A 23,830-nucleotide genomic window follows, 5' to 3' on the forward strand; every position below is an offset into this window, starting at 1 on the left:
ACGCAGGACGAAGGCCGGCCCGTCCTCGGGGCCGGCCGTGCTGCCGTCCCAGAGGCGGATTCCCACGGGCAGGGGGAGACCCAGCACCTGTTCACTGAACCGGGCCAGAACTGCTGCGGCTGCTTCGGACATGCGAATCCTCTCCGTTCAACGCAGGGGGCCCGCGCGTCTCGTACGGCGGCTGGGCCAGGCAACGTCCACCGGGGCGGCTGGCGCCGGTGAGTGTAAGCGGACATTGATTGAAAGCTAAAGGGGTCTTTTGTTTTGAGCAGTCGATGGGGGCATGGCCGGTTATCCGGCCCGGTCACGACAGGATTCGGTCCCCCCGGGTGGCCGGGGTCTGCACCCCGGCCGTCCCTTGCCGAGCCGAGCAGGCCGCCCGCGACACCGCGAGCGGCCTGCTGCCCAAGTCCGATCTACTGACCGCTCGTCAGCTCTCCTCGCCCGTACGGCGTCTGCGCGCGAAGTAGACCGCGGCGGTTCCGGCCACCACGACCGCGAGACCGGCACCCGCGAGGACGGGAGTACTGCTCGACGCGCCGGTCTCGGCGAGATCTCCGTTCGTGGTCGGGTCGTTCGCCCCCGTGTTGTCCTTGCCGGGCGCGGGCGTGCCCGACTCGCTGGGCGTGGGGGACGCGCCTCCACCGGGCGTGCCCGACTCGCTGGGCGTGGGGGACGCGCCCCCACCGGGCGCGTCGCTCTCGGCGAGCATCGCCGAGAAGGCGCCCGCGATCACCTTGTGGCCGTCGGCGTTGGGGTGGGGGTCCGTCTTCGTGCACGCCCAGGTCAGCTGACAGATCTTGGCCACGTTCGCCGGCACCTCGCCCGCGCCGGGCACGTTCACCTGGGTGGTGAAGTCGTCCGAGGAGAAGGCCCCGGCCACGTCCGCCACCTTGAAGCCGGTGGACTTGTACACCTGGGCGATCCCTGTGTTGGCGGCCTTGACCAGGGGTGCCGACTCCTTGGCGGCCTGCTGCCCCGCAGCGCCCTGCAGCCAGGCCCCCAGGAACGGGTTGTGGTACGTCGAGCCCACGAACTGCGTGTTGTCCGTGCCGGCCTTGCGGAGCGTGCCCGCGATCTGGGCCAGGTTCTTCGCCATGGCCTGGCTCTTGCTGTTCAGGCATGCCCCGTCGAGGGTGCCGGCCGGGCTGACACAGTTGAGGAGGATGTCGTTGGCGCCCACGCTGAGGGTGACGTAGGCGACCTTGCCGTGGTGCTGGGCCATGGCCTGCAAGGCGGCGTCCAGTTGGGACTTGGCGTGCGGGTAGTCGCACTCTCCGCCGTTGATCAGGGACTCGGTGGTCTCAGCGGTGCAGCCGAGGCGTATGTGCTTCAGCCCGGGGGTGCGCTGCTTGAGCTGCGCGTAGAGCTGGTCGGTGTAGGCGACATCGGTGTCCTTGTCGACGTCCGGCTGGTAGCCGGAGGCCAGGGAGTCGCCGAGCGAGATGTAGTACGTGGTGTCCTTGGCGCCGGTCACCTCGTCGGCGGCGGCCAGTCCGGGCGTGCTCAGCACGAGCGTCATGGCAGAGACGGCCAACGGGGGGCCGAAACGCTGAAGGGATCTCATCACTTACATGCTTTCCAGTTGCTGGGGGGGAGGTTGAGTGCCGAAAGGCATTGGCCTGAGACGTGGCTACAAGCAGCGGAACTCAGCCGCAACGGTTTCCGGGCACCCGAAGAAGGCCTTGGTGAAGGCATAGGGGGATTTCTGCCTCCGTGACGCTGCGGGATCTGCCCGCCTTCGCTTCGGAGACGCGGGTGTAAATCTAGCAAGGCTGACACCGAGTTGGATATGGGCGGCCGACAACGTAACGATCACATCGACACGTATAACCACCAGAAGGGCTCGAGCGGCCGGGAATTGCTCACCAGACTCGCTGGTAAGCATTCGTTGAGTGATCAGCCGGGTGGCAACTCACCTCGCAGGCAGCCACCCACCTGCACGAGTGAACCGCTCCGGGATCAGTGGATGCCCTACAGCTTAAGTCCAACTGCCGGTTGGGGGGCTGGTGTTGAGCGCAGCAGTTGACCCCTTGTTGCACGGGCCGAATGGCACCGATCGCAGAATGCAGACGCTGGAGGTTAATCCGGTCCACCCATTCCGCGGAGTTGGATAGCCCGCGGCAGTTCGGCTCGACCCCGAACACCTTCTTGAACTCGCCGATGAACGCTACGAGCGTCTTGGTAACCGGTCGAGCTCTGCCGTGAGGAAAGCCTACGCCGCCTTCAAAACCAGACAGCCGCCGTCCGACTGGGCGCGGGTCATGCTGGATTGGTGCGGCATGCCGTCGCGGCCTGCGACGCCTGCCATGACCGCATCCACGACGCGCAGTCGGCCGGGTCATTCACGCCCTGATCACGGAGAGCTGGATGACGGGAAACCGTCACGTCCGGATAGGCGTCCCTGCCCGAGGCGGTGATGCCGAGGTCCAGGCTCGGGCCCTCGTCCTCGGTGGGGAGGTAGTAGTTCTCCTGGGCATCCAGGACGAGCGTCGTTCCGGCGGCGTTCGCGGCCGCGGTTGCGACCGCCATAGCGGCGGCCGCCGCTATCCGCCATGTTCTTTACGGGCAACGGGCAACGGGCCGTTCCGTCCGGTGCCCCGTACGCGGAGAGGGGGCGCCGGACGGAACTACGTCGTCCGGGAGGTGGGCACCGCTCAGGGGGTGAGCAGCGAGAGGTTCACGGTGTTGGCCATGGCCTGCATGCCCGCGCTGTTGGGGTGGAGATGGTCGCCGCTGTCGTAGGCGGGGAGCAGCTGCGCCGGGTTGGCCGGGTCCCGGAGCGCCGCGTCGAAGTCGATCACCGCGTCGAAGGCGCCGCTGGTGCGGATCCAGTTGTTCACCTGGGCGCGGGTGGCGGCCTTGGCGGTGGTCTGCGTGGAGTTCGGCAGGATCGTCCCGCCGATGATGCGGACACCGGCCTGGTGTGCCTGGTTGATCATGGTCTGGTAACCGGCGATGATCTGGTCGGCGGTGGTGGGGGTGGTGGTGGAGTTGATGTCGTTGATGCCCTCCAGCAGGATGACGTCCTTCACGCCCGGCTGGGTCAGGACGTCGTGGGAGAACCGGGTCTTGGCCGCGATGCCCTGCGGCGCGGACGGGCTGTCGGTGACCACCCGGTTGCCGCCGATGCCGGCATCGACCACGCCGAGGCGCTGGCCGCCGGACTGGGCCTGGAGCCGCCGGGCGAGGTAGTCGGGCCAGCGCTGGTTTGCGTTGTCGGTGGTGACGGAGCCGTCGGTGATGGAGTCGCCGATGGCCACGACGGTTCCGTTGGCCGTGGGTGACACGACGTCGAGTCCGGCGACGTAGAACCAGTGGTTCGTGGTGGTGGTGAAGTTCGTCGCGGCCTCCTCGGTGGCGTGGTTGCCGGTGCCCCCGGCGGACAGGTAGGAGGTCTGGTGGGCGTTGTCGTGGTAGGTCGAGGCGCCGGTGGTGCCCGGGAGGTAGACGCTCACCAGCAGGTTCTGCTCCGCGGCGACCGGCATCGGGATGACGTCGCTGGTCAGTTCCTGCCCGGCGGGGATGGTGGGCGTGGCCGACCGGCCGAAGGTGACGGTGTGTGTGGTGCCCGCGACCGCGGTGGCGCCGCTGGACTGGACGGCCACCGTGACGGCGCCGACCGAGAGGGCGGTGGTGCTGCGCAGGTTGGACAGCCGGATGCGCAGTCCCGCGCCGGAGGTGTTGTTGTGGACGACCATCCGGATGGTCCGCTCGGTGAAGGTCTGGCCGCCGCTGGTCATGCTCGGGCCCCAGGTCGCCGAGCGCGGGCGCTCGGTCAGGCTCCACTGCTGGTTGGTCGTGTTCTTGCAGGTCCACTGGATGATCGCGTGGTTCTCCGCGGTGGAGTTGTCGGAGACGTCCAGGCACAGGCCGCTGCGGGCGGAGACGATCGCCGAACCGCTGACAGTCCAGTTCTGGTTGGTGGAGCCGGTGCAGGGCCACTGGATGATCGCGGCCCCCTCGGTCGTGGAGCCGTTCTGGACGTCCATGCACTTGCCGCTGTTGATGTTGACCAGCGAGAAGGTGCCGTCGCCGTGGTCGACCGCCTCCCACAGCTGGCCGGGGCCGCCGGAGGCGGTCTTCTGCACGACCGCCGCTGTGTTGGCCAGGGAGTCCGACAGCACGGCGGCGTTCTTGCCGCTGTTGGCCGCTGTCAGCGCGTAGACGTGGCCGCCCTGCGGCGCGCCCGCGGCCGAGGCGTCTGCCGCCGGGACGAGGGTGAGTCCGACAGCGGCCAGACAGGTGGCGGATGCCGTGGCCGTGAGTCTGGCGGCAAGTCTTCGGGAGGTGTGCATGTGCGGCCCTTTGCTGGGTGGGACGTGCGGCTCTTGCGCGTCTTCTTCGTGTAGACGTGCGGGTCGGAGGGACCCCGGCCCACAGCGGCACGCAGGAGGCATGTCGTGGCGCTGTGGGCCGGGAAGATGTACGGGCGGCGCGGCCGTGGCGGGTGGTCAGGAGGTGGGCTGGAAGGTCCACAGCAGGTTGTTGTTGGTCACCCAGGTCCACTGCCCGGTCACGGACCCGGAGGGGACCTGTCCGCCGCCGTCGAGGACGAGTCCGGTGGTGCGGTTGGCGATCGAGTACCGGCCGTTGCCGCGGTCGGTTATCTTCCACTGCTGGTGGGGGCCGCCGTTCCAGGCCGCTTGCTGGGCTGGAGCGCCGTTGCTGGTGGAGCCCCAGCCGTCGGCGACCATGCCGTTGGCGCGGTTGACCAGCCGGTAGTAGCCGTCGCCGAGGTCTACGGCCTGCCACTGGAGGTTGGGGTTGTCGACCGGGGTCCACTGCTTGAGGTTCGAGCCGCTGGCGACGTTGCCGCCGCTGTCCAGGGCCAGACCGTCGGTGACGTTGATCAGACGGAAGTACGTGGCCGGATTGAAGGTGACCTTCAGTGAGACGATGGCGTCGTTGTTGCCGCTCACCCGCAGGTCGGGATTGTCCGCGGTGAACGTCCAGGCCGTGCCGGTGAAGTTGTCGCCGGAGTAGCCCGTCACCCGGTAGCCCTGGGGCACCCTGAGCGAGGAGATGGTCGCGGAGCCCACTCCCGCGGCCGACAGCTGGGAGGAGGTGTAGCTGCCCAGCGTCAGGGCGGCGCTCGCCGAGGAGTAACTCACGTCCTGGAACACGGTCACCCGGGCTGCGGCGGCGGCCGTGGGGACGCCGCTGACCTCGACGCAGACCACGGAGTCATTGGCGTCCGGGGCGGTGGCCGGCACGGTGACGCTGATCTGGCCGCCGCTGACGGTGTAGGTGAGTGAGGCCGACGGGTTGTTCATCAGGTAGACGCGGCTGATCGTGTTGGTGATCGCCGGGATCTGCAGTACGCCGCCTGCGGGCCAGGTGAAGACGTGAGCGAACAGCTTGCCGTCCTTCTTGGTGGCCCTGCCCCAAGTGGGGTCGGTGGTGAAGGGGCTTGCCGTGGCTCCGTGCACGCTGTCGCCGTACGTCGCCATCCAGGAGGCCAGGCCGCGCAGGATGGTCACGGATCCGGTGGTGACCGAGCCGTCGCCCTTGGGGCCGATGTTCAGCAGAAAATTGCCGTCCCGCGAGACGCAGGTGACGAGCTCCTGAACGAAATCCTTGACGGGGCGGTAGGAGTTCTCTCGGCCCGACTGGTAGCCCCAGGCACCGTTCATGGTGTCGCATCTCTCCCACTGGCGGTCCAGGGGCGCGTTGGGGACACCGAACTCCGCGACCGCGTAGTCGCCCAGACCGAGGTCCCGCTTGACCCGTTCGTTGACGACGAGTCCGGGCTTGCGGGCGATCAGCCAGTTGTAGAGGTCGACACCGTCCGACCGCAGCCACCAGTCCTCGAGGGTGGGGCTGGAGGGTTCGCCGAACCAGTCGCCGTCGAACCACAGGAGCGCCGGGTCGTAGCGGTCCAGCAGCTCCTGCAGTTGGGCTTTCATGTCCGCGATGTAACCCGTGCGGGCGGCCTGCGAGGCCATCGTGGTGAGACCGTTTCGGATGGTCTGGGAGGGGTGGTTCCAGTCCAGGATCGAGTAGTAGAGCCCGAACTTGACGCCTCGTGCCTCGCACTCGGTCTTGAGCGCCGCCAGCAGATCACCCTGGACACCGGCGTAGTCACGCAGGTTGTACGGCTTGGTGCCGGTGGTGTCGGTGAAGCCGGGGACGTTGGAGTCCCACATGGCGAAGCCTTCATGGTGTTTGGCCGTGATGACCAGGTACTTCATGCCGGCGTCCGCCGCCAGTTGGGCGATGGTCGCCGCGTTGAACGCGGTGGGGTTGAAGTGCGCGGACACCTGGGTCTGGTAGTCGGCCTTGGACCAGCTCTCTGAGCTGAAGGCCCACTCGCCGTGGCCGAGGTAGGAATAGGACCCGAAGTGGATGAACATCCCGAACCGGGCCTGGTACCACCAGTCCATCTTCGAGGAGACCGAGTACGCCTCGGCGGCGGTGGGCCACAGGGCCTGCGGCAGTCCGAAGGCCACGGTGCCGCCGGCGAGGGCGGCGGCCTTGATGAGGGAGCGCCTGCTGAGGGGAGCGGAGGTCATGTGCGGCTCCTGAAGGGGTGAAGGACACGGGGCGTGTCCACAGTGGGTTGTCCGTGACTCAGCCCGGACGGCGGGGAACGACGGCTCGTGTCCGCTCAGGCCACATCTTCTCGGACATCGGATGTATTAAGGGCCACTCGCTCACGTCTTGTCTAGAGCTAAGGGCAGAAATGAGAAATCTCCTCGTCACTGCCCCACGATCAGGTCAACACGCAAAAATAGATCGGATCTATCACGGTCGATGCGGGGAAAAAAATGCACACGGCTTCGCAGCGCGGCCATCTGACCGCACTGCGAAACCGTGATGTCCGCTCCGGCGGCTACGCGTCCTCCAGCACGATGATGTCGAGGGTCCTGGGCCCGTGTACGCCCTCCACCCGCTCCAGCTCGATGTCGCTGGTCGCCGAGGGGCCTGAGATGAGGGTCAGCGGCCGCGACGGGTCGAGGCGACGGAGCGCATCGGGCACGTCGGGTGTGATCTGATCGGCCCGGACCAGGCAGATGTGCTGGTCCGGGAGCAGCGTCAGGGCCCGCCGTCCCTGGCCCGGACCGTGGTCGAGGACCACGGTGCCGGTGACGGCGATGGCCGCGGCGACCGTGGTGACCACGGCGTCCGCCGTGTCGAGCTGTCCGACGGTCAGCGGCAAGACGTCCGCCGGCAGCGACCAGGGGCCGTCCGGGACCAGGCCTTCGGGAAGCCCGGACGGCACCACCAGGGAACGTGCTCCGGTACGGCTCAGAGCGCTGCCCACGGCCGCCGCGGCACCGGCTGCCGGAACACGGACCACTGTGGCGCGGTACTCGGCGGCACGCTCGGCGAACAGCCCCACGACGTCCTCTCCCGCGTGGTCGGCGCGGCGACCACGCGGACGTGGCAGATCGTCGGGGCGCTCGGAGCCGGGAACACCGGACAGGGCTGCCCGAACCGCGCTCAGGACGCTCTCCCGGCCGTTCATCGTCATTGCTTGCCTCCCGCCGTCGTTCGGCTGTCTTCTCTCACACGTGGTCTCGTACGGCGCCACCAGGCGCGCAGTGACTCCCGGGGCGGGGCCGACGTGTCACGGGTGGTGGACCAGCGGGCCAGCGGGCCTGGCAGGGCGCCGATCCGGCCGTTGCGGGCCACCAGCCGTGCTCCCAGGGCGGCGACCCTTTGTGCCGCCGCCAGCCGCCCGGGAGAGGACAGGACGGCGCCCGCAGCTTTCATGGCGAGCGCCTCGGTGGTGGGCAGCAGCCGCGCACGGCGTTTGGCCTCCACTGCCTCTGCCCGTAGGTGGACCAGCACCTCCGGGATGTCGATCTTCTCGGGGCAGGCGTCGTAGCAGGCGCCGCAGAGCGTCGAGGCGAAGGGCAGCGAGGCCGCGTTCTCGACGCCGACCAGCTGCGGGGTGAACACGGCACCGATCGGGCCGGGATAGACGGAGCCGTAGGCGTGGCCGCCGGTGCGCTCGTAGACCGGGCAGACGTTCAGGCAGGCGGAGCAGCGGATACAGGACGGCGCCTGGCGCCCGACCTCGTCGGCGAGGGCCGCGGTGCGGCCGTTGGCGAGGAGGATCAGATGGAAGGTCTGAGGGCCGTCGCCCTCTGTGACGCCCGTCCACAGCGAGGTGTACGGATTCATCCGCTCTCCCGTGGACGAGCGGGGCAGGAGCTGGAGGAAGACATCGAGGTCGGCGAAGGACGGAAGCACCTTCTCGATGCCCATGACGGTGATCAGCGTGTCCGGCAGGGTCAGGCACATCCGCCCGTTGCCCTCCGACTCCACGACCACGACCGTTCCGGTGTCGGCCGCCGCGAAGTTGGCGCCGGAGACGGCGACCTTGGCGCGCAGGAACTTCTCCCGCAGGTGTAGCCGGGCCGCCTCGGCGAGGTCACGGGGGTCGTCGGTGAGTTCGTCGGGAGCCGGCCTGCCCCACTTCCTCATCTCCCGCCGGAAGATCTCCCGCATCTCGGAGCGGCCCCGGTGGATGGCGGGCACGAGGACGTGCGACGGGCGGTCGCCGCCCAGCTGCACGACGAGTTCCGCGAGATCGGTCTCATACGCGCGGATACCCGCGTCCGCCAGCGCCTCATTGAGACCGATCTCCTGGGTCACCATCGACTTGACCTTGACGACCTCGTCCTCGCCGGTCTGCTTCACGAGGGCGGTCACGATGCGGTTGGCCTCGGAAGCGTCCGCCGCCCAGTGGACCACTCCGCCCGCGGCGGTCACCGCCTCCTCCAGGCGCAGGAGATGGTGGTCGAGGTGGCGCAGAGTGTGGCGTTTGACCGCGGCGGCCCTCTCCCGCAGTTCCTCCCAGTCCTCCAGTTCGGAGGTGACCGCCAGCCGCTTGTCCCGGATGGTGCCCGTCGCCCGGCGCAGGTTCGCCCGCAGCCGGGTGTCGGCGAGCGCGGTGCGCGCCGCCTCGGGGAAGGCCGGGGTGCCCAGCCATACGACGTTGTCGGCGCCGCTCACCGTACGTCCCCTTCCGTGCGGGCCAGGATCTCGGCAAGGTGCATCGTGCCGACCCCGGTGCGGAGGCGGGACAGGCCGCTGCCGATGTGGGTGAGGCAGGAGTTGTCGCCCGCGCACAGGAACTCGGCACCGGTGTCCTGCACATGGCGCATCTTGTCGGCGAGCATGGCGTTGGACACCTCGGGGTTCTTCAGCGCGAAGGTGCCGCCGAAGCCGCAGCAGGACTCCGCGTCGGGCAGTTCGACGAGGTCGATGCCCTTCACGGCGCGCAGCAGCTCGAGCGGCCGGTCGCCCACCCGGAGCATGCGCAGCGAGTGGCAGGTCGGGTGGTAGGTGACGCGGTGCGGGAAATAGGCGCCGACGTCGGTGACGCCGAGGACGTCGACGAGGAGTTCCGACAGCTCGTACACCGTGGGGACGACCTGCTCGACCGCCCTCGGTGAGGGCGGTGTCCCCGTACTGGGCGGCCACCACGCGGTGATGGTCGCGCACCATGCCCGCGCAGGACCCGGAGGGGCGACGACAGCGTCGTAGCCCGCGAAGACCTCGGCGAAGCGGCGCACCAGGGGCAGGGTCTCGGGGCGGTAGCCGGTGTTGAAGTGCATCTGGCCGCAGCAGGTCTGGCCCTGCGGGAACTCCACGGTGTGGCCGAGGCGTTCCAGCAGTGTGGTCACGGCCTGGCCGGTGCGCGGGAACATCGTGTCGTTGAAACAGGTGATGAAGAGGGCTGTGCGCATGGGCTTTCCTGGGGCGCGACGGGGTATGCGGGGACGGCTGGGCATGGGTGCGTCACGCCTGTGCGAGGCGCAGCCGGACCGGGCGGTACCCCGAGGCGCGTGAGCCGGCGGGGATCCGATCTGCTCACAGCTCCCACACCACCGGCAGCGAGGCGGCGGTGCCCTGCGCGGAGTAGTCGTGGACCACATCGAGCAGTTCGGCCATCCGTGCCTGCCAGGCGATGTTGACGGGTAGTTTCTCGAGTGCGGCGATCATCGCCGGGTAGTCCGCGACCTTCAGCAGGTGGAAGAGGTCGGTGCCACTTCGCCAGATCGTCCACTCGCTGACCCCCGCGGCACGGATGGCGGCAGTCAGTTCCTCCGGCACCTCGCGGTGCGCTGTCTCGTACTCCTCGATGCGGTCGGCGCGGACCTGGGTGTGCAGGGCGACCTTCATGGCGGCTCCTTCGACGGCACAGCGTCCCGGATCGGGCCGGGTCGCCCGATCAACTCGACGGGGGGACGGGGGTATTCGGGTTCAGCAGGCCCGCGGCGCGCAGCTCGTCCCACAGGGCGCGGGGGAGGGGACGGCGCAGCTGCTCCACCGTGTCGTGCACCTCCTGCGGCGAGCGTGCGCCGGTCAGGACGCTCGCGACCGCGGGATGGCCGAACGGGAAGCGCAGCGCGGCGGCCCGCAGCGGCACGCCGTGGCGTTCGGCAACCGCCAGCAGCCGCAGCGCCCGGTCGAGCACCGGCTGGGGAGCAGGAGCGTAGTCGTACGTGGCCCCGGGCCGGGGAGCGGTGAGCAGCCCGGAGTTGAACACTCCGCCGACGATGACGCTACGGCCGCGGGCGGCCGCCTCCGGAAGCAGTTCGGTGAGCCCGTTCTGTTCCAGGAGGGTGTAACGGCCGGCCAGCAGCACCACGTCGATGTCGGTCTCGCGCCCGAACCGAGCGGGCAGCGCGGACTGGTTCATCCCGATGCCGATCGCCCCGATCACGCCCTCGGCACGCAGCCGCTCCAGTGCCGGGTACACCTCGCGCAACGCCTGCTCGGCGTGCGCGTCCGGATCATGCAGCAGGGCCACGTCGACGCGGTCGACGCCGAGGCGTTCCAGGCTCGCCTCCAAGGAGCGCAGCACCCCGTCGGCACTGAAGTCCCAGATCCGGCGGTGGGTGGCCGGGACGGCGAAACCATGGGCGAGGTCGTCACCGTTGTCGTCGCCCTCCGGATCCGGCACGAGAAGCCGGCCCACCTTGGTGGACAGGGTGTAGGTGTCACGGGGGCGGTCGCGCAGCGCGGCGCCGAGCCGCCTCTCCGACAGGCCGAGACCGTAGTGGGGCGCTGTGTCGAACGTGCGGATCCCGGCGTCCCAGGCAGCGTCCACCGTGGCACGGGCGGTCTCGTCGGCGACCGGTTGACAGAGGTTGCCGAGGGCGGCACAGCCCAGCGCCAGCTCCGAGACCGCTACGGAGCTGCCCCCGAGCCCGGTGGTTCTCACGACCGGTCCACCGGGCGCAGCCGCAGCCCCTGCATGCCGCCGTCCACAGCGAGCGCGGTACCGGTGACGGAGGCGGCGGCCGGACTCGCCAGATAGACGATGGCCGCGGCGACCTCGTCGGCGGTGACCAGGCGCCCCATGGGCTGCCGGGCGTTGAGGGCGGCGCGCTCGGCCTCGGGGTCGTCCGCGGCGTCGAGGAGCCGGGAGACCCACGGCGTGTCGGCGGTGCCGGGGTTGACACAGTTGACCCGGATGCCCTCGCGGACGTGGTCGGCGGCCATGGCGAGCGTCAGGGAGAGCACGGCGCCCTTGCTGGCGCAGTACAAGGCGCGCTGCGGCAGGCCCGCGGTGGCACCGATCGAGCAGGTGTTGACGACCGCCGCGTGGGACGAGCGCCTCAGGTGGGGCAGGGCGGCCCGGGTGGTGCGCACCATGCCGAGGACGTTCACGTCCAGGACCCGGTGCCAGTCTTGGTCCGGGTTGTCCTCGATGGTGCCGATGGCGCCGATGCCCGCGTTGTTCACGAGGATGTCCAGGCCGCCGAGCCGCCCGGCGGCCTGTTCCACGGCGGCGCGCACCGAGGCGTCGTCCGTGACGTCGGCCCTGATGCCGAGCAGCGGTGCGGGGACCGGGTCCGGAACGAGGTCGAGCACGGCCACCGCCGCGCCCCGCCCCGTCAGTGCGCGGGCCGTGGCGAGCCCGATGCCGGAGGCGCCGCCGGTGACGACGGCTCGGAGTCCCGAGAGATCGGTCATGCCGTCCCACCCTGTGCAGCGCGGTCGGCGACCCAGAACGTGCCGTCCGGGTAGCGGTACTCGGCGATGGACCCTTCCTTCATGGTGGCGGAGAAACCGGGCGCGAGCGGCGCGGTGTAGTGGCCGTCGCGCATCACCACCGGCGCGGTGAAGTGCTGATGGAGGTGATCGACGAACTCGATGACGCGGTTCTCGGTCGTGCCGGACAGGGCGAGGAAGTCGAACATCGACAGGTGCTGCACCAGCTCGCACAGACCCACTCCGCCGGCGTGCGGGCACACGGGCACCCCGAACCTGGCGGCGAGCAGCAGGATCGCGAGGTTCTCGTTGACGCCGCCGACGCGGGCCGCGTCGATCTGCAGGATGTCGATGGCGCCGGCCTGGAGGAGCTGCTTGAAGACGATGCGGTTCTGCACATGCTCGCCCGTGGCGACCTTCACGGGCGCGACCGCCGCGCGGACGGTGGCATGTCCGAGCACGTCGTCGGGGCTGGTCGGTTCCTCGATCCAGTAGGGGGCGAACTCGGCGAGTGCCTTGGTCCACTCGATCGCCTCGTCCACGTTCCACCGCTGGTTGGCGTCGACGGCGATGCGGATCCCTTCGCCGACGACGGCACGGGCGGTGCGCAGCCGTCGGATGTCGTCGTCCAGGTCGGCCCCCACCTTGAGCTTGATCTGGGTGAAGCCGTCGGCGACGGCCTGCTTGGCCAGCCGGGTGAGCTTGTCGTCGGAGTAACCGAGCCAGCCCGGGGACGTGGTGTAGCCCGGGTAGCCGCGCTCCAGCAGGATGGCCTCACGCTCCGCCAGGCCGGTGCGGCCCTCACGCAGCAGCTTCAGGGCGTCCTCAGGGGTGAGGGCATCGGCGATGTACCGGAAGTCGACCTGGGAGACCAGCCACTCGGGTTCGGCGTGGGCGAGCAGCTGCCACAGCGGCTTGCCCTCCCGCTTGGCGGCGAGGTCCCACACGGCGTTGACCACGGCGCCGATCGCCATGTGCATCACGCCCTTCTCGGGGCCGAGCCAGCGCAGCTGACTGTCGCCGATCAGGTCGCGGCTGAGGGAGCCCGGGTCGGTGCACAGCTCGTGTACGGACCGGCCGATGATGTGGGGGCGCAGTGCCCCGATCGCGGCGACCTGGACGTCGTTGCCGCGTCCGATGGTGAAGGTGAAGCCGTGGCCTTCGTGTCCGTCGCCGGCGTCGGTACGCAGCACGACATAGGCGGCGGAGTAGTCGGGATCCGGGTTCATCGCGTCCGAGCCGTCCAGTTCCCGTGAGGTGGGGAAGCGGACGTCGTAGGTGTCGACGCCGGTGATCCGGGCGGAGGTTGCGGTCACGGTGATGCTGCCTTTCACGCTTGGCCGAAGGTCTGGCGCTGGCTGCCGAGACCGTCGACGCAGAGCTCGACGGTGTCGCCGGGGCGCAGGAAGGGAGTGCCGGGAAGACCCAGGGCCACGCCTGCGGGCGTTCCCGTGTTGATCACGTCGCCCGGTTCCAGGACCATGTACTGGCTCAGGTAGGACACGATGTGGTCGACCGTGAAGATCATGTCGCTGGTATGGCCGTCCTGACGCTTCACACCGTTGACGCTCAGGTGCAGACCGAGGTCCTGCGGGTCGCCGACCTCGTCGGCGGTGACCAGCCACGGGCCGAGCGGGTTGAAGGTCTCGCAGGACTTGCCCAGGTCCCACTGCGACGAGTACTCCAGCTGGAACTCGCGCTCCGACACGTCGTGGCTGATCGCGTAGCCCGCGATCACCGCACGCGCGGCCTCAGGTCCGTCGAGGTAGCGGGCCCGGCGGCCGATGACGACCGCAAGCTCGACCTCCCAGTCGGTCTTGGCCGAGCCCCGGGGGATCAGTACCTGGTCGTACGGGCCGACGACCGTGCCTGGGTCCTTCATGAACACCACGGGGCGGGCGGGAATCGCCGCGCCGGTCTCGGCGGCGTGGTCACGGTAGTTCAGTCCGACGCAGACGATCTTGCCGGGACGCGCGACGGGCGCGCCGATGCGCAGACCGTCCGGGTCCAGCTCGGGCAGCTCTCCCGCAGTGAGGGCCGCGCGGGCCCGGCCGACTCCGCCGGAAGCCAGGAAAGCGCCGTCGATGTCATTAGTCATCGAGGACAGGTCCAGCAGCCGGCCGTCGTCGGTGCGGACGGCGGGCCGCTCCTGTCCCCGGGCGCCGACTCGTAGCAGTTTCACTGGGGAAGCTCCCTTGTCATGCGGGATTCGTCTGAGGTGGTCGGCCGTGGGGCCGGGCCGCCGGTGTCCGAGCCGGACGGAGTCCTGGGCTTACAGCCACAGGCACAGTCATCGGATGTATGGCGGCACGGTGACCTTAAGGTGCAGAAGTCTCAACTGACAACGGATTCCTCGGATGTATTTGCTCGCCCTTGCTTGCCAGGCGTCCAGTAGCGCGCCTCTCGCGCAGATAACGGAACGGCTGCGAGGCCGACAAGGGGCCCCATCCGATGAATCGGGACCGGAAACAATGGGTCATCGCTCCTGGTGGATCCGTAGGAGCAGCCACGGCACCGGCCGCCCGAACGGACGCACCCGCCATCGAGGCAACCGTCCCGGCCTATTCCCGCCCGTCCTGGCTGACGCCGTTGCCGAATCGTGAACTCCTGCAAGGGATCGCCTGTCCCTCACGAATGATGGGAGCCGCAGGTCGGACGAGGTGACGACCGACGGATTCCACGGCCGGTGCGGCGGCTTGCGGCTCCGGGCGACGACGCCGCGCAAATCCTCGGCAGCGGACTCTTGCCAACTTCGGCAACGTCGTCGTAACGTCTCGGCGTCCGAGATACATCGGAGGAATAGTCGTCATTCGGTGCGCAGCTCGGTTCGCACCGTGAGGCCGTCCCGCTTCCATGCCCTCGGGCACCGTCCGCTCCCTCTTCGGGTACGGTCCGCGGCATCTCACGCCCGGACCGACACCTGCCCGGCCAGCGCCCCCGCCGCCTCTCGACAGGCGGGTACGCCACCCCTCCCAACCGTCGCCCTGCGGCCCTGTGCCCCTGGCTAAAGAGAGAACACGGCCATGAAGCTCGCTCGCACCAGCTCCACCGCCGCAGCCGCCACCGCTGTCCTCGCGGTCCTGTCCCTCGCCACCGCGTGCAACCGCGAGAGCACCGCCTCGGCCGCCGCGGGCGGCGACAAGCCCCCCATCGGCATCGACCTGCCGCGCTCCGACTCCGACTTCTGGAACTCCTACGCGCAGTACGTCGAGAAGGACATCAAGTCCGACGGCATCAACGCCCTGCCGGTCAGCAACTCGCAGAACGACGTCACCAAGCTGGTCGCCAATGTCCAGGTCTTCCAGAACACCGGCGCCAAGGCCGTCGTCATGGCACCCCAGGACACCGGCGCCATCGCCTCCACCCTCGACACACTCGCGTCCAAGAAGATCCCCGTGGTCAGCGTCGACACCAGACCCGACAAGGGCGACGTCTACATGGTGGTGCGCGCCGACAACCGGGCCTACGGCACCAAGGCCTGCGAATTCCTCGGCAAGCAGCTCGGCGGCAAGGGCAAGGTCGCCGAGTTCCAGGGCGCTCTGGACTCGATCAACGGCCGCGACCGCTCCGAGGCCTTCGCGGAGTGCATGAAGACGAAGTTCCCGAAGATCAAGGTCTTCGAACTGCCCACCGACTGGAAGGGCGACGTCGCTTCCGCCAAGCTCCAGTCGCTGCTCGCCCAGAACCCGGACCTGAACGGCATCTACATGCAGGCCGGCGGTGTGTTCCTGCAGCCGACCCTGGCCCTGCTGGAACAGAAGAAGCTGCTCAAGCCCGCCGGGCAGAAGGGTCACATCACGATCGTCTCCAACGACGGCATCCCGCAGGAGTTCGACGCCATCCGCAAGGGCCAGATCGACGCCACCATTTCCCAGCCCGCCGACCTCTACGCGAAGTACGCGCTGTACTACGCCCAGGCCGCGGCCGAGGGCAAGACCTTCAAGCCGGGCAAGACCGACCACGACTCCACCATCATCAAGCTGCCCAACGGCCTGGAGGACCAGCTGCCCGCCCCGCTGATCACCAAGGACAACGTCGACGACAAGTCCCTGTGGGGCAACGACGTCGGCTGACGACCGGCACGTCCGCCCGTCGCGCGCCGGTGGACGAACAGCCCTCGTCCCCGGACGCGCGCCCCGCTGCCCAGCGCGCACGCCCGCGCCCCTCAGCCCCAGCCCCGTACACGAAGGACGGTATCCACCATGGCGGAGTCCGCGACCGCCCCGGCGACCGGCCCCGGAGCCACGGCCCCGGTGGCCGAGGCGACCGGTATCAGCAAACGATTCGGCGCGACCGTAGCGCTGCGCGACGCCCGTATCACCGTCGCCCCGGGCGAGTCGCACGCCCTGGTCGGACGCAACGGCGCCGGCAAGTCGACACTCGTGTCCATCCTCACCGGCCTCCAGCAGCCCGACACCGGAACCCTGCGCTTCTCCGGCGAGTCCGCGCCCGCCTTTGGTGACATCGACGCCTGGCGCTCCCGTGTCGCCTGTGTCTACCAGCGCTCCACCATCATCGGTGACCTGACCGTCGCCGAGAACCTCTTCCTGAACCGACAGAGCGCCGGCTCGGTGCGGCCCATCCGCTGGAAGCATCTGCGCCGACGTGCCGACGAACTGCTCGGCGAGTACGGCGTGGCCGTCGACCCCGCCGCGCGGGCCAAGCACCTCACCGTCGAGCAGCGGCAGTTCGTGGAGATCGCGCGGGCCCTGTCGTTCGGGGCGCGCTTCATCATCCTCGACGAGCCCACCGCGAAGCTCGACGCCCGCGGCATCGACCGGCTGTTCGGCAAGCTCCGCGACCTCCAGCGTCAGGGTGTCGCCTTCCTCTTCATCTCCCACCACCTGCAAGAGGTGTACGACCTCTGCACCACCGTCACGGTCTACCGCGACGCGGCCCACATCCTCACCGCCCCCGTCGCCGAGCTCGGCCATCAGGCCCTGGTGGAGGCCATGACCGGCGAGTCCGCATCCACGGCCACCACCACCGGCCGGCCCCGGGTCGCGTGGGGGGATGCCACGGAGCTGCTGGCTCTCGACGGACTGACGCTGCCCGGTGCCTGCGAGGACATCTCGTTCACCGTCCGTTCCGGCGAGGTCGTCGGCCTCGCCGGAGCCACGGCCAGCGGCAATGTACAGGTCGGTGAGGCGATCGCCGGTCTGCACCGCACCAGGACAGGTCGTATCTCCGTCGGTGGGAAAACTGTGCGAACCGGCAGTGTGCCGTCCGCGCTGAGCGCCGGGGTCGGTCTGGTCCCCGAGGACCGTCACCTCCAGGGACTAGTGAACAACCGCAGCGTGGCGGAGAACGCCACGCTGACCGTCACCGACCAGCTCGGCCCGCTCGGCACGGTGCTGCCCGCCCGTACCAGGGAATTCGCCCGGCGCATGATCCGGGACCTCGACATCAAGACCCCGGGAGCCGCCACCCCGGTCTCCGCCCTCTCCGGCGGCAACCAGCAAAAGGTCGTCATCGCCCGCGCCCTGGCCACCGACCCCCACGTACTGGTGGCCATCCGCCCCACCAACGGCGTGGACGTCAAGTCCAAGGAGTTCCTGCTCGGCAAGATCCGGCAGGTCGCGGACGGCGGTAGGGCCGCGCTGATCGTCTCCGACGAACTGGACGACCTCAAGGTCTGCGACCGGGTCGTCGTCATGTTCCACGGACGGGTTGTCGCCGAGTTCGAGCGCGGCTGGACGGACGAGGACATCGTCGCCGCCGTCGAGGGCGTCTGCGGCGACACGACCCCCGCCACCGCGTCCCCCGTATCCGCCGTACCCGCCCCGTCCGGCGCGGACGAGCACGGAAGGTAGCCATGTCCGCCACCACAGATCTCACCGAGCCCGCAGCGAGCACAGCGGAGCCGGCCACCGACGACACCGTCCGCCGCCGGACCGACCTCGGACGCTTGCGTGAACTGTCCCTGGTCCCCGCGATTCTCGTGCTGGGCCTGATCGGGTTCATCGTGTCGCCGGCCTTCCTCACCGCCGACAACCTGATCGGTGTGGCCCAGCAGTCCACCGAGCTGAGCCTGCTGGTGCTCGCCACGACCTTCATCCTGGTCGCCGGACGGATGGACCTGTCACTGGAGTCCACCATCGGAGTGGCTCCAGTCATCGCCGTGTGGCTCGTCCTGCCGACCAGCGGCGGCCGGTTCAACGGGCTCGGCCTCCTGCCCGAATGGACAGCGGTCCCGCTCTGTCTGCTGGTCGGCGCGCTCATCGGCGCTGTCAACGGCTTCCTCATCCTGAAGCTTCGGCTCAACGGCTTCATCGTCACCCTTGGCGCCCTGACCATGCTCCGCGGTCTGCAAGTCGCCCTCTCCGAGGGCCAGTCCATCGTCGAGCTCCCTTCCTCCTTCACCTACCTGGGCAGGGCGTCCTGGCTGGGAGTGCCCGCTGCCATCTGGGTGTGCGCACTGCTCTTCGCACTCGGAGGCAGCGCCCTGGCCTGGCTCCGTCACGGCCGCGCGCTGTACGCGATCGGCGGCAACGCCGAGGCGGCCCGCACGGCGGGTATCCGCGTCGACCACATCGTGTGGATCGTCCTCATCCTCGGCAGCGTCCTCGCCGCGTTCGCCGGCATCCTCTACAGCGGCCACTACGGCTCCATCTCCGCCACCCAGGGCAGCGGCTGGATCTTCCAGGTCTTCGCCGCGACCGTCATCGGCGGGGTCAGCCTCAACGGCGGCAAGGGTTCCGTGTTCGGCGCCCTCACCGGTGTCCTCACCCTGCAGCTGGTCGTGAACGTCATGACACTGGCGGGTGTACCTCCGCTGTGGAACCAGTTCCTCAACGGCGCCATCATCATCGTCGCCCTGGTCATCTCCCGGTTCGCCTCCGGAGAGAAGCAGGAATAAACCACGCCCGCAAGCGGCTCTGCCGGGCCTTGCCCGGGCCCGGCAGAGCCGTTCCCCCACTCATCCCCAGCACGGAGAGGCACGCTCGTGGCCCTGACGGACGACGCGATCGACCAGATCAAGGCGATGATCGTCGCGGGTGAACTCGCCCCCGGCTCCCGTCTGCCCAAGGAGGAAATCCTCGCCGGGCAGCTCGGCCTGTCCCGGAACTCGCTGCGCGAGGCCGTTCGGGCGCTGACCGCCATGCGCATCCTGATCACCCGCCAGGGCGACGGCACGTACGTCTCCAGCCTGGAGCCCCATCTCCTGCTCGAAAGCCTCTCCTTCGCGGCCGACGTCTCCCAGGGCCAGACGGCTCTGCAACTGCTCCAGGTACGCCGACTGCTCGAACCGCAGGCGACTGGTCTTGCCGCCGCGCTGCTCAAGCCGCAGGACCTTCACGAACTGAGCAACATCCTCAACCGGTCCCGGACCGTCACCACGGTGGAGGAGTTCGTCGCCCACGACATCGCCTTCCACCTCAGGATCGTCGAAGCCGTCGGCAACCCCGTGCTGTCCATGCTCCTGCAGGTGCTCTCCACCCGCACCCAGCGTGTCCGCATCGTCCGCGGCAGCAGGACCAGCAACGCCCTCGACAACGCCCACCAGGACCACGAGCAGATCCTTGACGCGCTCCGTTCACGCGACGCCCTGCTGGCCGCCTCTGCGGCAACCGTCCACATCACGGCCGTGGAGCAGTGGCTGGCCGCGAGTCTGACTGACGACACCCCTTTTCAAGCCGTCGAGGACTGACCGTTCCGGGCCCCCTCCGGCGCCCACATCGCTGGCACAGGGACAGAATCATGTCCAGCGCATGCCGATGGCAGAGAGCTGTTCCACGCGCTCGGGGGAGAGGGCCCCGGCACGCGAGCGCTGGTTGGCGATCCATGCTCCGAGCTTGATCTCTCGTTCCTCCTGGTCCCCGCCGCTCTTGCCGTCGCGACTGTCGTCCCCGCTGTCGACGGCAATCCGTTCGACGCGCTTCCTCGGTACCCGAAGGTGCCCCTCGCGCTCGTAGTACTGTCTGGCGGCTGCGTAGTTGAGCGCCCACTTGTCGGCCTGCGTGCGGCGCGGGCGCGGCTTCTCGTCCTCGGTCGCGGGTCGGATGCCGAGGATGTGTTCGCACATCCACTGCTGCACGGTGCTCAGCTTGTCGAAGCCGAGCCGCTGCGTCTTGACCCATCGTCCGAGGTCTTCGCCCTGGTGTACGCACTCGCCCGGCGACATGGGCAGTGCGCCGCCGGCTTCCAGGTGGAGCCGGACGAGGTGGAAGCAGCGCTGCCACTCCACTGGCCAGGCCGGGCGCCACGACGGGTCGATTTCCTCCAACTGCTCACGCCGCGCTTCCGACAGGGCGCCGGCCGACGATCCGGGGAGCCCCTGGGCACGCCGCTGCTCGATCTCGGCAGCCTTCCGCGCCGCTGCCCTGGCGTTCTTCAGAAAGATCCCCACCTTCGCCCCCTGGTACATGGCGTCCAGCGGGGCGAGAGCATGCCCGTGTTCGGCGACCCACCCTCGAACGACGGCCAGGCCCTCTTCTCACGCGACGTCGTAGTACGACCAGATCATGCCGAGCTTTTCCAGCTGCTCTATGCGGTCCTGGTCCATGTCGCCGCGGGCGTAGAACCTCCTGCTGTCGGCGATCCATTGCCCCAGTGGGAATGCGGCGAGGGAAGCGGGCCAGCCCTCGGCTTCCGTTTCCCCACCCGGCGGCACGCGGTAGGTGAAGAGCACCTTCAGGTCGCCGTATTCGCGGGTGTAGATGGCGGCGGCTTCGAAGCCGCGTCGCCAGTGCTGGTGTTCGGGGTTGAGGACACGGAGGTTGATGAACGCTGCCAGCTGCGCGGGGTCGCGCGGCGTGGAGAACTTCAGCAGCTGCCGAGCTGGCACCGACAGTCGGTCGCTTCGGTCGCTCTCGGTTCCCTCACCTTCCGCCCCGCTGCGGCTCTGAACCCCTCTGACCAGGCTTGGTGCCTGTGGCTCGGCGAGCTGCTCGACGATGCGGGCATCGTGGGCGCGGAGTGCCTCGAGCAGTTTCGCCAGTCCGCCGTACGCCCGGCTGGTGAGCATGTTGGCGGCCGTTGCTGCGGGCCCGAGCAGGACCGGCACAACCAGTGACGCCGATTTTCCCTCGCCGGGCTGCATCCGCAGCGCCCGGCCGACGGCCTGGACGAGGTCGGGCATGGAGCCGCGCACATCCGCGAAGTACACGGAGTCGCAGTGGGATGTATCGATGCCTTCGCCGAGCACGCGAACGGACCCGAGGAACGTCTTCTCCACGACCGTGCCGTCAGCAGCGATTCCCTTCGAGAACTCGTCCAGGACACGGCGCCGGTGGAGGGGCTTGTGGTCGCCGCACAGCCAGTTGGCCCAGACCGCCTTCGGGTACAGCTCCGGATCGGTGGCATGCAGCCGCTTGGCGGCGTGCGGGAGGCCGGCCGCGAACGCTTCGGCCTCTTTCACCATGTGGTGGAAGACAAGCGTGCGCCGAAAGCTCTCCTCCGAGGACGCCTTCACCAGAGCGGTCTGCAGCGCGGCGAGCCGGGCCCCGCGGACGTGCTCGGAGCGCGCGTCCTCGCCCAGGAGCTGGGCGGCCTGGAGCTGGGTGTCGGTGATGTCCAGGCACACCATGGCTTTGTAGGTGAGAGTTGGGCTCTGGCAGCGATCACGGGGAGCCGTCACGGTCGGTGAAGGGGCTGTTCGATTCCGGACTGCACGCCGGGGCGAGCCTCAGCCCGAATCGCCATACGTGACGCTCCATCAGGTGTGGTGAGTGCGAGCTGTTTCGTACCGTCCGGGGCGATGCCCAGGACATGGACCACGACGAGATCTCCTGGCAGGACGTGCTGTTCGAGGGCGTCGAGGTGCTGATCACCGCCGCAGTGCACGGGGTGAGTGGACTGATGGTGCGGCTGGCCGGCCGGAGTGGTGAAGGCGTGTGTCCGTCCTGCGGCCGGGCGTCGGCACGGGTGCACGACCGCTATGAGCGACAGCTGCAGGATCTTCCGCTGGCCGGGCACGCCGTACGGATCCTACTGTCCGTGCGACGCTTCGTGTGCGTCGATCCGGCTTGCTCCCAGCGCACATTCGCTGAGCAGATATCGGGGCTGAGCAGCCCGTACGCGCGGTGCACTGACCGGCTCGGCGAGCTCCTGGACCGAGTCGCGCTCGCCTTGGCGGGCCGCGTCGGGTCCAGGATGGCTACTGCCCTGGGGCTGACCGCGGGGCGAATGGGGCTGCTGAACCGCGTCCGGGCGATGCCTGACCCGCTCCACGACACCCCGCGGGTCCTCGGTGTCGATGATTTCGCCACCCGCCGCGGTGTCCGGTACGCGACGGTGATTACCGATGGTGAGACGCACCAAGTCATCGACGTGCTCCCGGGCCGCGAGGCAGGACCGCTGGCCGACTGGCTCACCGCGCACCCGGGCGTGGAGGTCCTCTGCCGGGACAGGGCTGGGGCTTACGCGGAGGGCTCCCGGCTCGGCGCCCCGGAAGCGGTCCAGGTCGCCGACCGCTTCCACCTCTGGCGGGGCCTCGGCCGGGCCGTGGAGAAGACCGTCGGCGCCCACCGCTCCTGCCTGCAAGAACCGGCCCCGATACCGGCGGACGGCACCGAGCCTGCGGTGGCGGCGGATCCCACCGGACCGCGCGCGGAACGCAAGCAAGGCCGCTCACGCCCAGGTCCACGAGCTGATCGCGCAGGGACACAGCCTCCGCGCGATCGCCCGGCATCTTGGGTGGGGCCGGAAAACGGTGTTGAGGTACGCGCACGCCGCACGCTGGCAGGACATGATCGTCGGGATGCCACTGCGGCCGAGCAAGCTCGATCCCTACAAGCCCTACTTGCAACGCCGATGGTCACAAGGGTGCACGAACGCCATCGCCCTGCACCGCGAGATCACCGAACAGGGCTACCCCGACGGATACGCCTCCGTCCGCGACTACCTCGCGCCTTCCGGCCCAAGGCTGGCACCCCGGCGCCCGCACCACCCAGCGTCCCGAGGGTCACCGGCTGGCTCACCCGCCACCCCACCACGCTCAGTGAAGAAGAACATCAGCACCTCAAGTTGATCCTGGCCCGATGCCCCGAACTGGAGGCCGCTCACCAGCACATCCGCGACTTCGGCGAGATCCTCACCTGTCACCTCGGAACCCTGCTCCCCGACTGGATCGACGCCGTCGTCCGGGACGACCTGCCCGGACTGACCGGCTACGCCCGCAGCATGAACAGCGACTTCGACGCCGTCACCGCCGGCCTCACCCTGTCCTGGAGCTCCGGCGGCACGGAAGGTGCCGTCAATCGCATCAAAAAAATCAAAAGGCAGCTATACGGGCGTGCCGAATTCGAACTACTCCGAAAGCTGATCCTGCTTCAGTAACCGACCGTGACGACTCCCCGCGACCACTGCCAGAATCTCCAACCTCCCCCAGTGCTGGGGTGATTGGTGAAGATCAGGTGTCTTGTTTTTGGCCCCGTGGGCCGTCCTGAATTGGGACCTTCGTGGTGGCGGAGCGCAATGTGGCGGTGGTTGGGGGCCAGCGGCAGCATGACGGCTCTGGTGGCGATGGCCAGCGGTGTGGACAATGACAAGATCGATGTGCCGGATCGGGCAAGGTTGGTGAGGAGCACGAAATGAGCGTCGATCGTCCAGAGCCGGCTTCCGACCGACCCGTCTGTGATCAGTTCCCGGAGATCCCCGAAGAACGTCGGATTGCCGTCGAGCGGTTTCTCACCAAGAGGCCCGAGCTCGTGCCGTATGCCAGCAACCTCCTGCGCCGACCCGACATTGCGCCACTCGCGGTCGAAATGTTGCTGAAGTTTGCGGAATTCGGGGCGGAGGAGCGGACGCGACGCGAAACCGCCCCCAAGGCCCCTAGCCTCGAAGTTTCGTGACGGTCCGCCGACGGAGTTGGTGGACCGTTTTTGTGCCGTGGGTTGAGGCTGTGCAGGCCGAGGGCCCGGGTGTCGCC

The 23,830-nt window shown here is 69.0% G+C and carries 19 protein-coding genes and 1 pseudogene; 6 read left to right on the forward strand and 14 right to left on the reverse strand.

What is annotated here, in order from left to right:
* Positions 1-430: 430 nt before the first annotated feature.
* The 12 genes and pseudogenes from ADL01_RS05540 to ADL01_RS05595 form a co-directional block, all read right to left on the reverse strand.
* Positions 431-1,522: an SGNH/GDSL hydrolase family protein gene (locus ADL01_RS05540; RefSeq protein WP_053740771.1), complete on the reverse strand. Its 1,092-nt coding sequence runs from the start codon at positions 1,520-1,522 to the stop codon at positions 431-433.
* Between the two features lie 740 nt (positions 1,523-2,262).
* Positions 2,263-2,532, reverse strand: coding sequence for a hypothetical protein (locus ADL01_RS05545; RefSeq protein ID WP_053740756.1), 270 nt, complete (start codon positions 2,530-2,532; stop codon positions 2,263-2,265).
* 125 nt (positions 2,533-2,657) lie between these two features.
* Positions 2,658-4,298 carry a GDSL-type esterase/lipase family protein gene (locus tag ADL01_RS05550; RefSeq protein WP_053740757.1) on the reverse strand — a complete coding sequence of 547 codons (1,641 nt, stop codon included), beginning with the start codon at positions 4,296-4,298 and terminating at the stop codon, positions 2,658-2,660.
* A gap of 156 nt (positions 4,299-4,454) precedes the next feature.
* Positions 4,455-6,515, reverse strand: coding sequence for an alpha-L-fucosidase (locus tag ADL01_RS05555; RefSeq protein ID WP_053740758.1), 2,061 nt, complete (start codon positions 6,513-6,515; stop codon positions 4,455-4,457).
* Positions 6,516-6,835: 320 nt separating this feature from the next.
* Positions 6,836-7,471 (reverse strand): LutC/YkgG family protein, encoded by a 636-nt coding sequence (locus tag ADL01_RS05560; protein WP_053740772.1) that lies wholly within the window; start codon positions 7,469-7,471, stop codon positions 6,836-6,838.
* A 2-nt stretch (positions 7,472-7,473) separates the two neighbouring features.
* Positions 7,474-8,967: a lactate utilization protein B gene (locus tag ADL01_RS05565; protein ID WP_053740759.1), complete on the reverse strand. Its 1,494-nt coding sequence runs from the start codon at positions 8,965-8,967 to the stop codon at positions 7,474-7,476.
* Positions 8,964-9,704, reverse strand: a pseudogene (locus ADL01_RS05570) ((Fe-S)-binding protein). Before ADL01_RS05570 ends, ADL01_RS05565 begins: the two are co-directional and overlap by 4 nt.
* Positions 9,705-9,828: 124 nt before the next feature.
* Entirely contained in the window at positions 9,829-10,140 is a 312-nt protein-coding gene (locus tag ADL01_RS05575; protein WP_053740761.1) for an L-rhamnose mutarotase, read from the reverse strand.
* A 49-nt stretch (positions 10,141-10,189) separates the two neighbouring features.
* On the reverse strand, positions 10,190-11,185 hold the full coding sequence (locus tag ADL01_RS05580) for an aldo/keto reductase (RefSeq protein WP_053740762.1): 996 nt from the start codon (positions 11,183-11,185) through the stop codon (positions 10,190-10,192).
* Complete coding sequence (locus ADL01_RS05585; RefSeq protein ID WP_053740763.1) at positions 11,182-11,940, reverse strand: SDR family NAD(P)-dependent oxidoreductase; 759 nt, start codon at positions 11,938-11,940, stop codon at positions 11,182-11,184. Before ADL01_RS05585 ends, ADL01_RS05580 begins: the two co-directional genes overlap by 4 nt.
* Positions 11,937-13,274, reverse strand: a complete 1,338-nt coding sequence (locus tag ADL01_RS05590; protein ID WP_053740773.1) for an L-fuconate dehydratase — start codon at positions 13,272-13,274, stop codon at positions 11,937-11,939. The genes ADL01_RS05585 and ADL01_RS05590 overlap by 4 nt, the downstream gene beginning before the upstream one ends.
* 14 nt (positions 13,275-13,288) lie before the next feature.
* Positions 13,289-14,140, reverse strand: a complete 852-nt coding sequence (locus tag ADL01_RS05595) for a fumarylacetoacetate hydrolase family protein (RefSeq protein ID WP_053740764.1) — start codon at positions 14,138-14,140, stop codon at positions 13,289-13,291.
* A gap of 841 nt (positions 14,141-14,981) precedes the next feature.
* Between ADL01_RS05595 and ADL01_RS05600 the strand changes: the two genes are divergently transcribed.
* The 4 genes from ADL01_RS05600 to ADL01_RS05615 all read left to right on the forward strand — a co-directional run bounded on the left by ADL01_RS05600 (position 14,982) and on the right by ADL01_RS05615 (position 19,609).
* Positions 14,982-16,031, forward strand: coding sequence for a sugar ABC transporter substrate-binding protein (locus tag ADL01_RS05600; protein WP_053740765.1), 1,050 nt, complete (start codon positions 14,982-14,984; stop codon positions 16,029-16,031).
* A 129-nt stretch (positions 16,032-16,160) separates the two neighbouring features.
* Entirely contained in the window at positions 16,161-17,771 is a 1,611-nt protein-coding gene (locus ADL01_RS05605) for a sugar ABC transporter ATP-binding protein (protein ID WP_053740766.1), read from the forward strand.
* A gap of 2 nt (positions 17,772-17,773) precedes the next feature.
* Positions 17,774-18,817, forward strand: coding sequence for an ABC transporter permease (locus tag ADL01_RS05610; protein WP_053740767.1), 1,044 nt, complete (start codon positions 17,774-17,776; stop codon positions 18,815-18,817).
* An 87-nt stretch (positions 18,818-18,904) separates the two neighbouring features.
* The gene (locus ADL01_RS05615; RefSeq protein ID WP_053740768.1) at positions 18,905-19,609 is read left to right on the forward strand and encodes a FadR/GntR family transcriptional regulator; all 705 of its coding nucleotides are present in this window, start codon (positions 18,905-18,907) and stop codon (positions 19,607-19,609) included.
* Positions 19,610-19,657: 48 nt separating this feature from the next.
* Here the strand turns inward: ADL01_RS05615 and ADL01_RS47690 are convergent, their stop codons facing one another.
* Together ADL01_RS47690 and ADL01_RS47695 are read right to left on the reverse strand one after the other, a co-directional pair.
* On the reverse strand, positions 19,658-20,386 hold the full coding sequence (locus ADL01_RS47690; RefSeq protein WP_420719687.1) for a helicase associated domain-containing protein: 729 nt from the start codon (positions 20,384-20,386) through the stop codon (positions 19,658-19,660).
* 9 nt (positions 20,387-20,395) lie between these two features.
* Complete coding sequence (locus tag ADL01_RS47695; RefSeq protein WP_420719686.1) at positions 20,396-21,487, reverse strand: Helicase associated domain protein; 1,092 nt, start codon at positions 21,485-21,487, stop codon at positions 20,396-20,398.
* 182 nt (positions 21,488-21,669) lie between these two features.
* On the opposite strand from ADL01_RS47695, the gene ADL01_RS40960 reads away from it, so the two are divergent.
* Together ADL01_RS40960 and ADL01_RS05635 are read left to right on the forward strand one after the other, a co-directional pair.
* A complete protein-coding gene (locus ADL01_RS40960; RefSeq protein ID WP_078960338.1) occupies positions 21,670-23,238 on the forward strand; it encodes an ISL3 family transposase in 1,569 nt (522 codons plus the stop codon).
* Positions 23,239-23,492: 254 nt separating this feature from the next.
* Entirely contained in the window at positions 23,493-23,753 is a 261-nt protein-coding gene (locus tag ADL01_RS05635) for a hypothetical protein (protein WP_053740770.1), read from the forward strand.
* The last annotated feature ends 77 nt before the right edge of the window (positions 23,754-23,830 follow it).

Origin of the sequence: Streptomyces sp. NRRL WC-3618 (assembly GCF_001280005.1) — a bacterium.
Lineage (GTDB): Bacteria > Actinomycetota > Actinomycetes > Streptomycetales > Streptomycetaceae > Streptomyces.

Coding starts and splice junctions, on each gene's coding strand:
- ADL01_RS05540 (WP_053740771.1), bottom strand. CDS start 1,522: ATGACGCTCGTGCTGAGCACGCCCGGACTGGCCGCCGCCGACGAGGTG.
- ADL01_RS05545 (WP_053740756.1), bottom strand. CDS start 2,532: ATGGCGGTCGCAACCGCGGCCGCGAACGCCGCCGGAACGACGCTCGTC.
- ADL01_RS05550 (WP_053740757.1), bottom strand. CDS start 4,298: ATGCACACCTCCCGAAGACTTGCCGCCAGACTCACGGCCACGGCATCC.
- ADL01_RS05555 (WP_053740758.1), bottom strand. CDS start 6,515: ATGACCTCCGCTCCCCTCAGCAGGCGCTCCCTCATCAAGGCCGCCGCC.
- ADL01_RS05560 (WP_053740772.1), bottom strand. CDS start 7,471: ATGAACGGCCGGGAGAGCGTCCTGAGCGCGGTTCGGGCAGCCCTGTCC.
- ADL01_RS05575 (WP_053740761.1), bottom strand. CDS start 10,140: ATGAAGGTCGCCCTGCACACCCAGGTCCGCGCCGACCGCATCGAGGAG.
- ADL01_RS05585 (WP_053740763.1), bottom strand. CDS start 11,940: ATGACCGATCTCTCGGGACTCCGAGCCGTCGTCACCGGCGGCGCCTCC.
- ADL01_RS05600 (WP_053740765.1), top strand. CDS start 14,982: ATGAAGCTCGCTCGCACCAGCTCCACCGCCGCAGCCGCCACCGCTGTC.
- ADL01_RS05605 (WP_053740766.1), top strand. CDS start 16,161: ATGGCGGAGTCCGCGACCGCCCCGGCGACCGGCCCCGGAGCCACGGCC.
- ADL01_RS05610 (WP_053740767.1), top strand. CDS start 17,774: ATGTCCGCCACCACAGATCTCACCGAGCCCGCAGCGAGCACAGCGGAG.
- ADL01_RS47695 (WP_420719686.1), bottom strand. CDS start 21,487: ATGGTGTGCCTGGACATCACCGACACCCAGCTCCAGGCCGCCCAGCTC.
- ADL01_RS40960 (WP_078960338.1), top strand. CDS start 21,670: ATGGACCACGACGAGATCTCCTGGCAGGACGTGCTGTTCGAGGGCGTC.
- ADL01_RS05635 (WP_053740770.1), top strand. CDS start 23,493: ATGAGCGTCGATCGTCCAGAGCCGGCTTCCGACCGACCCGTCTGTGAT.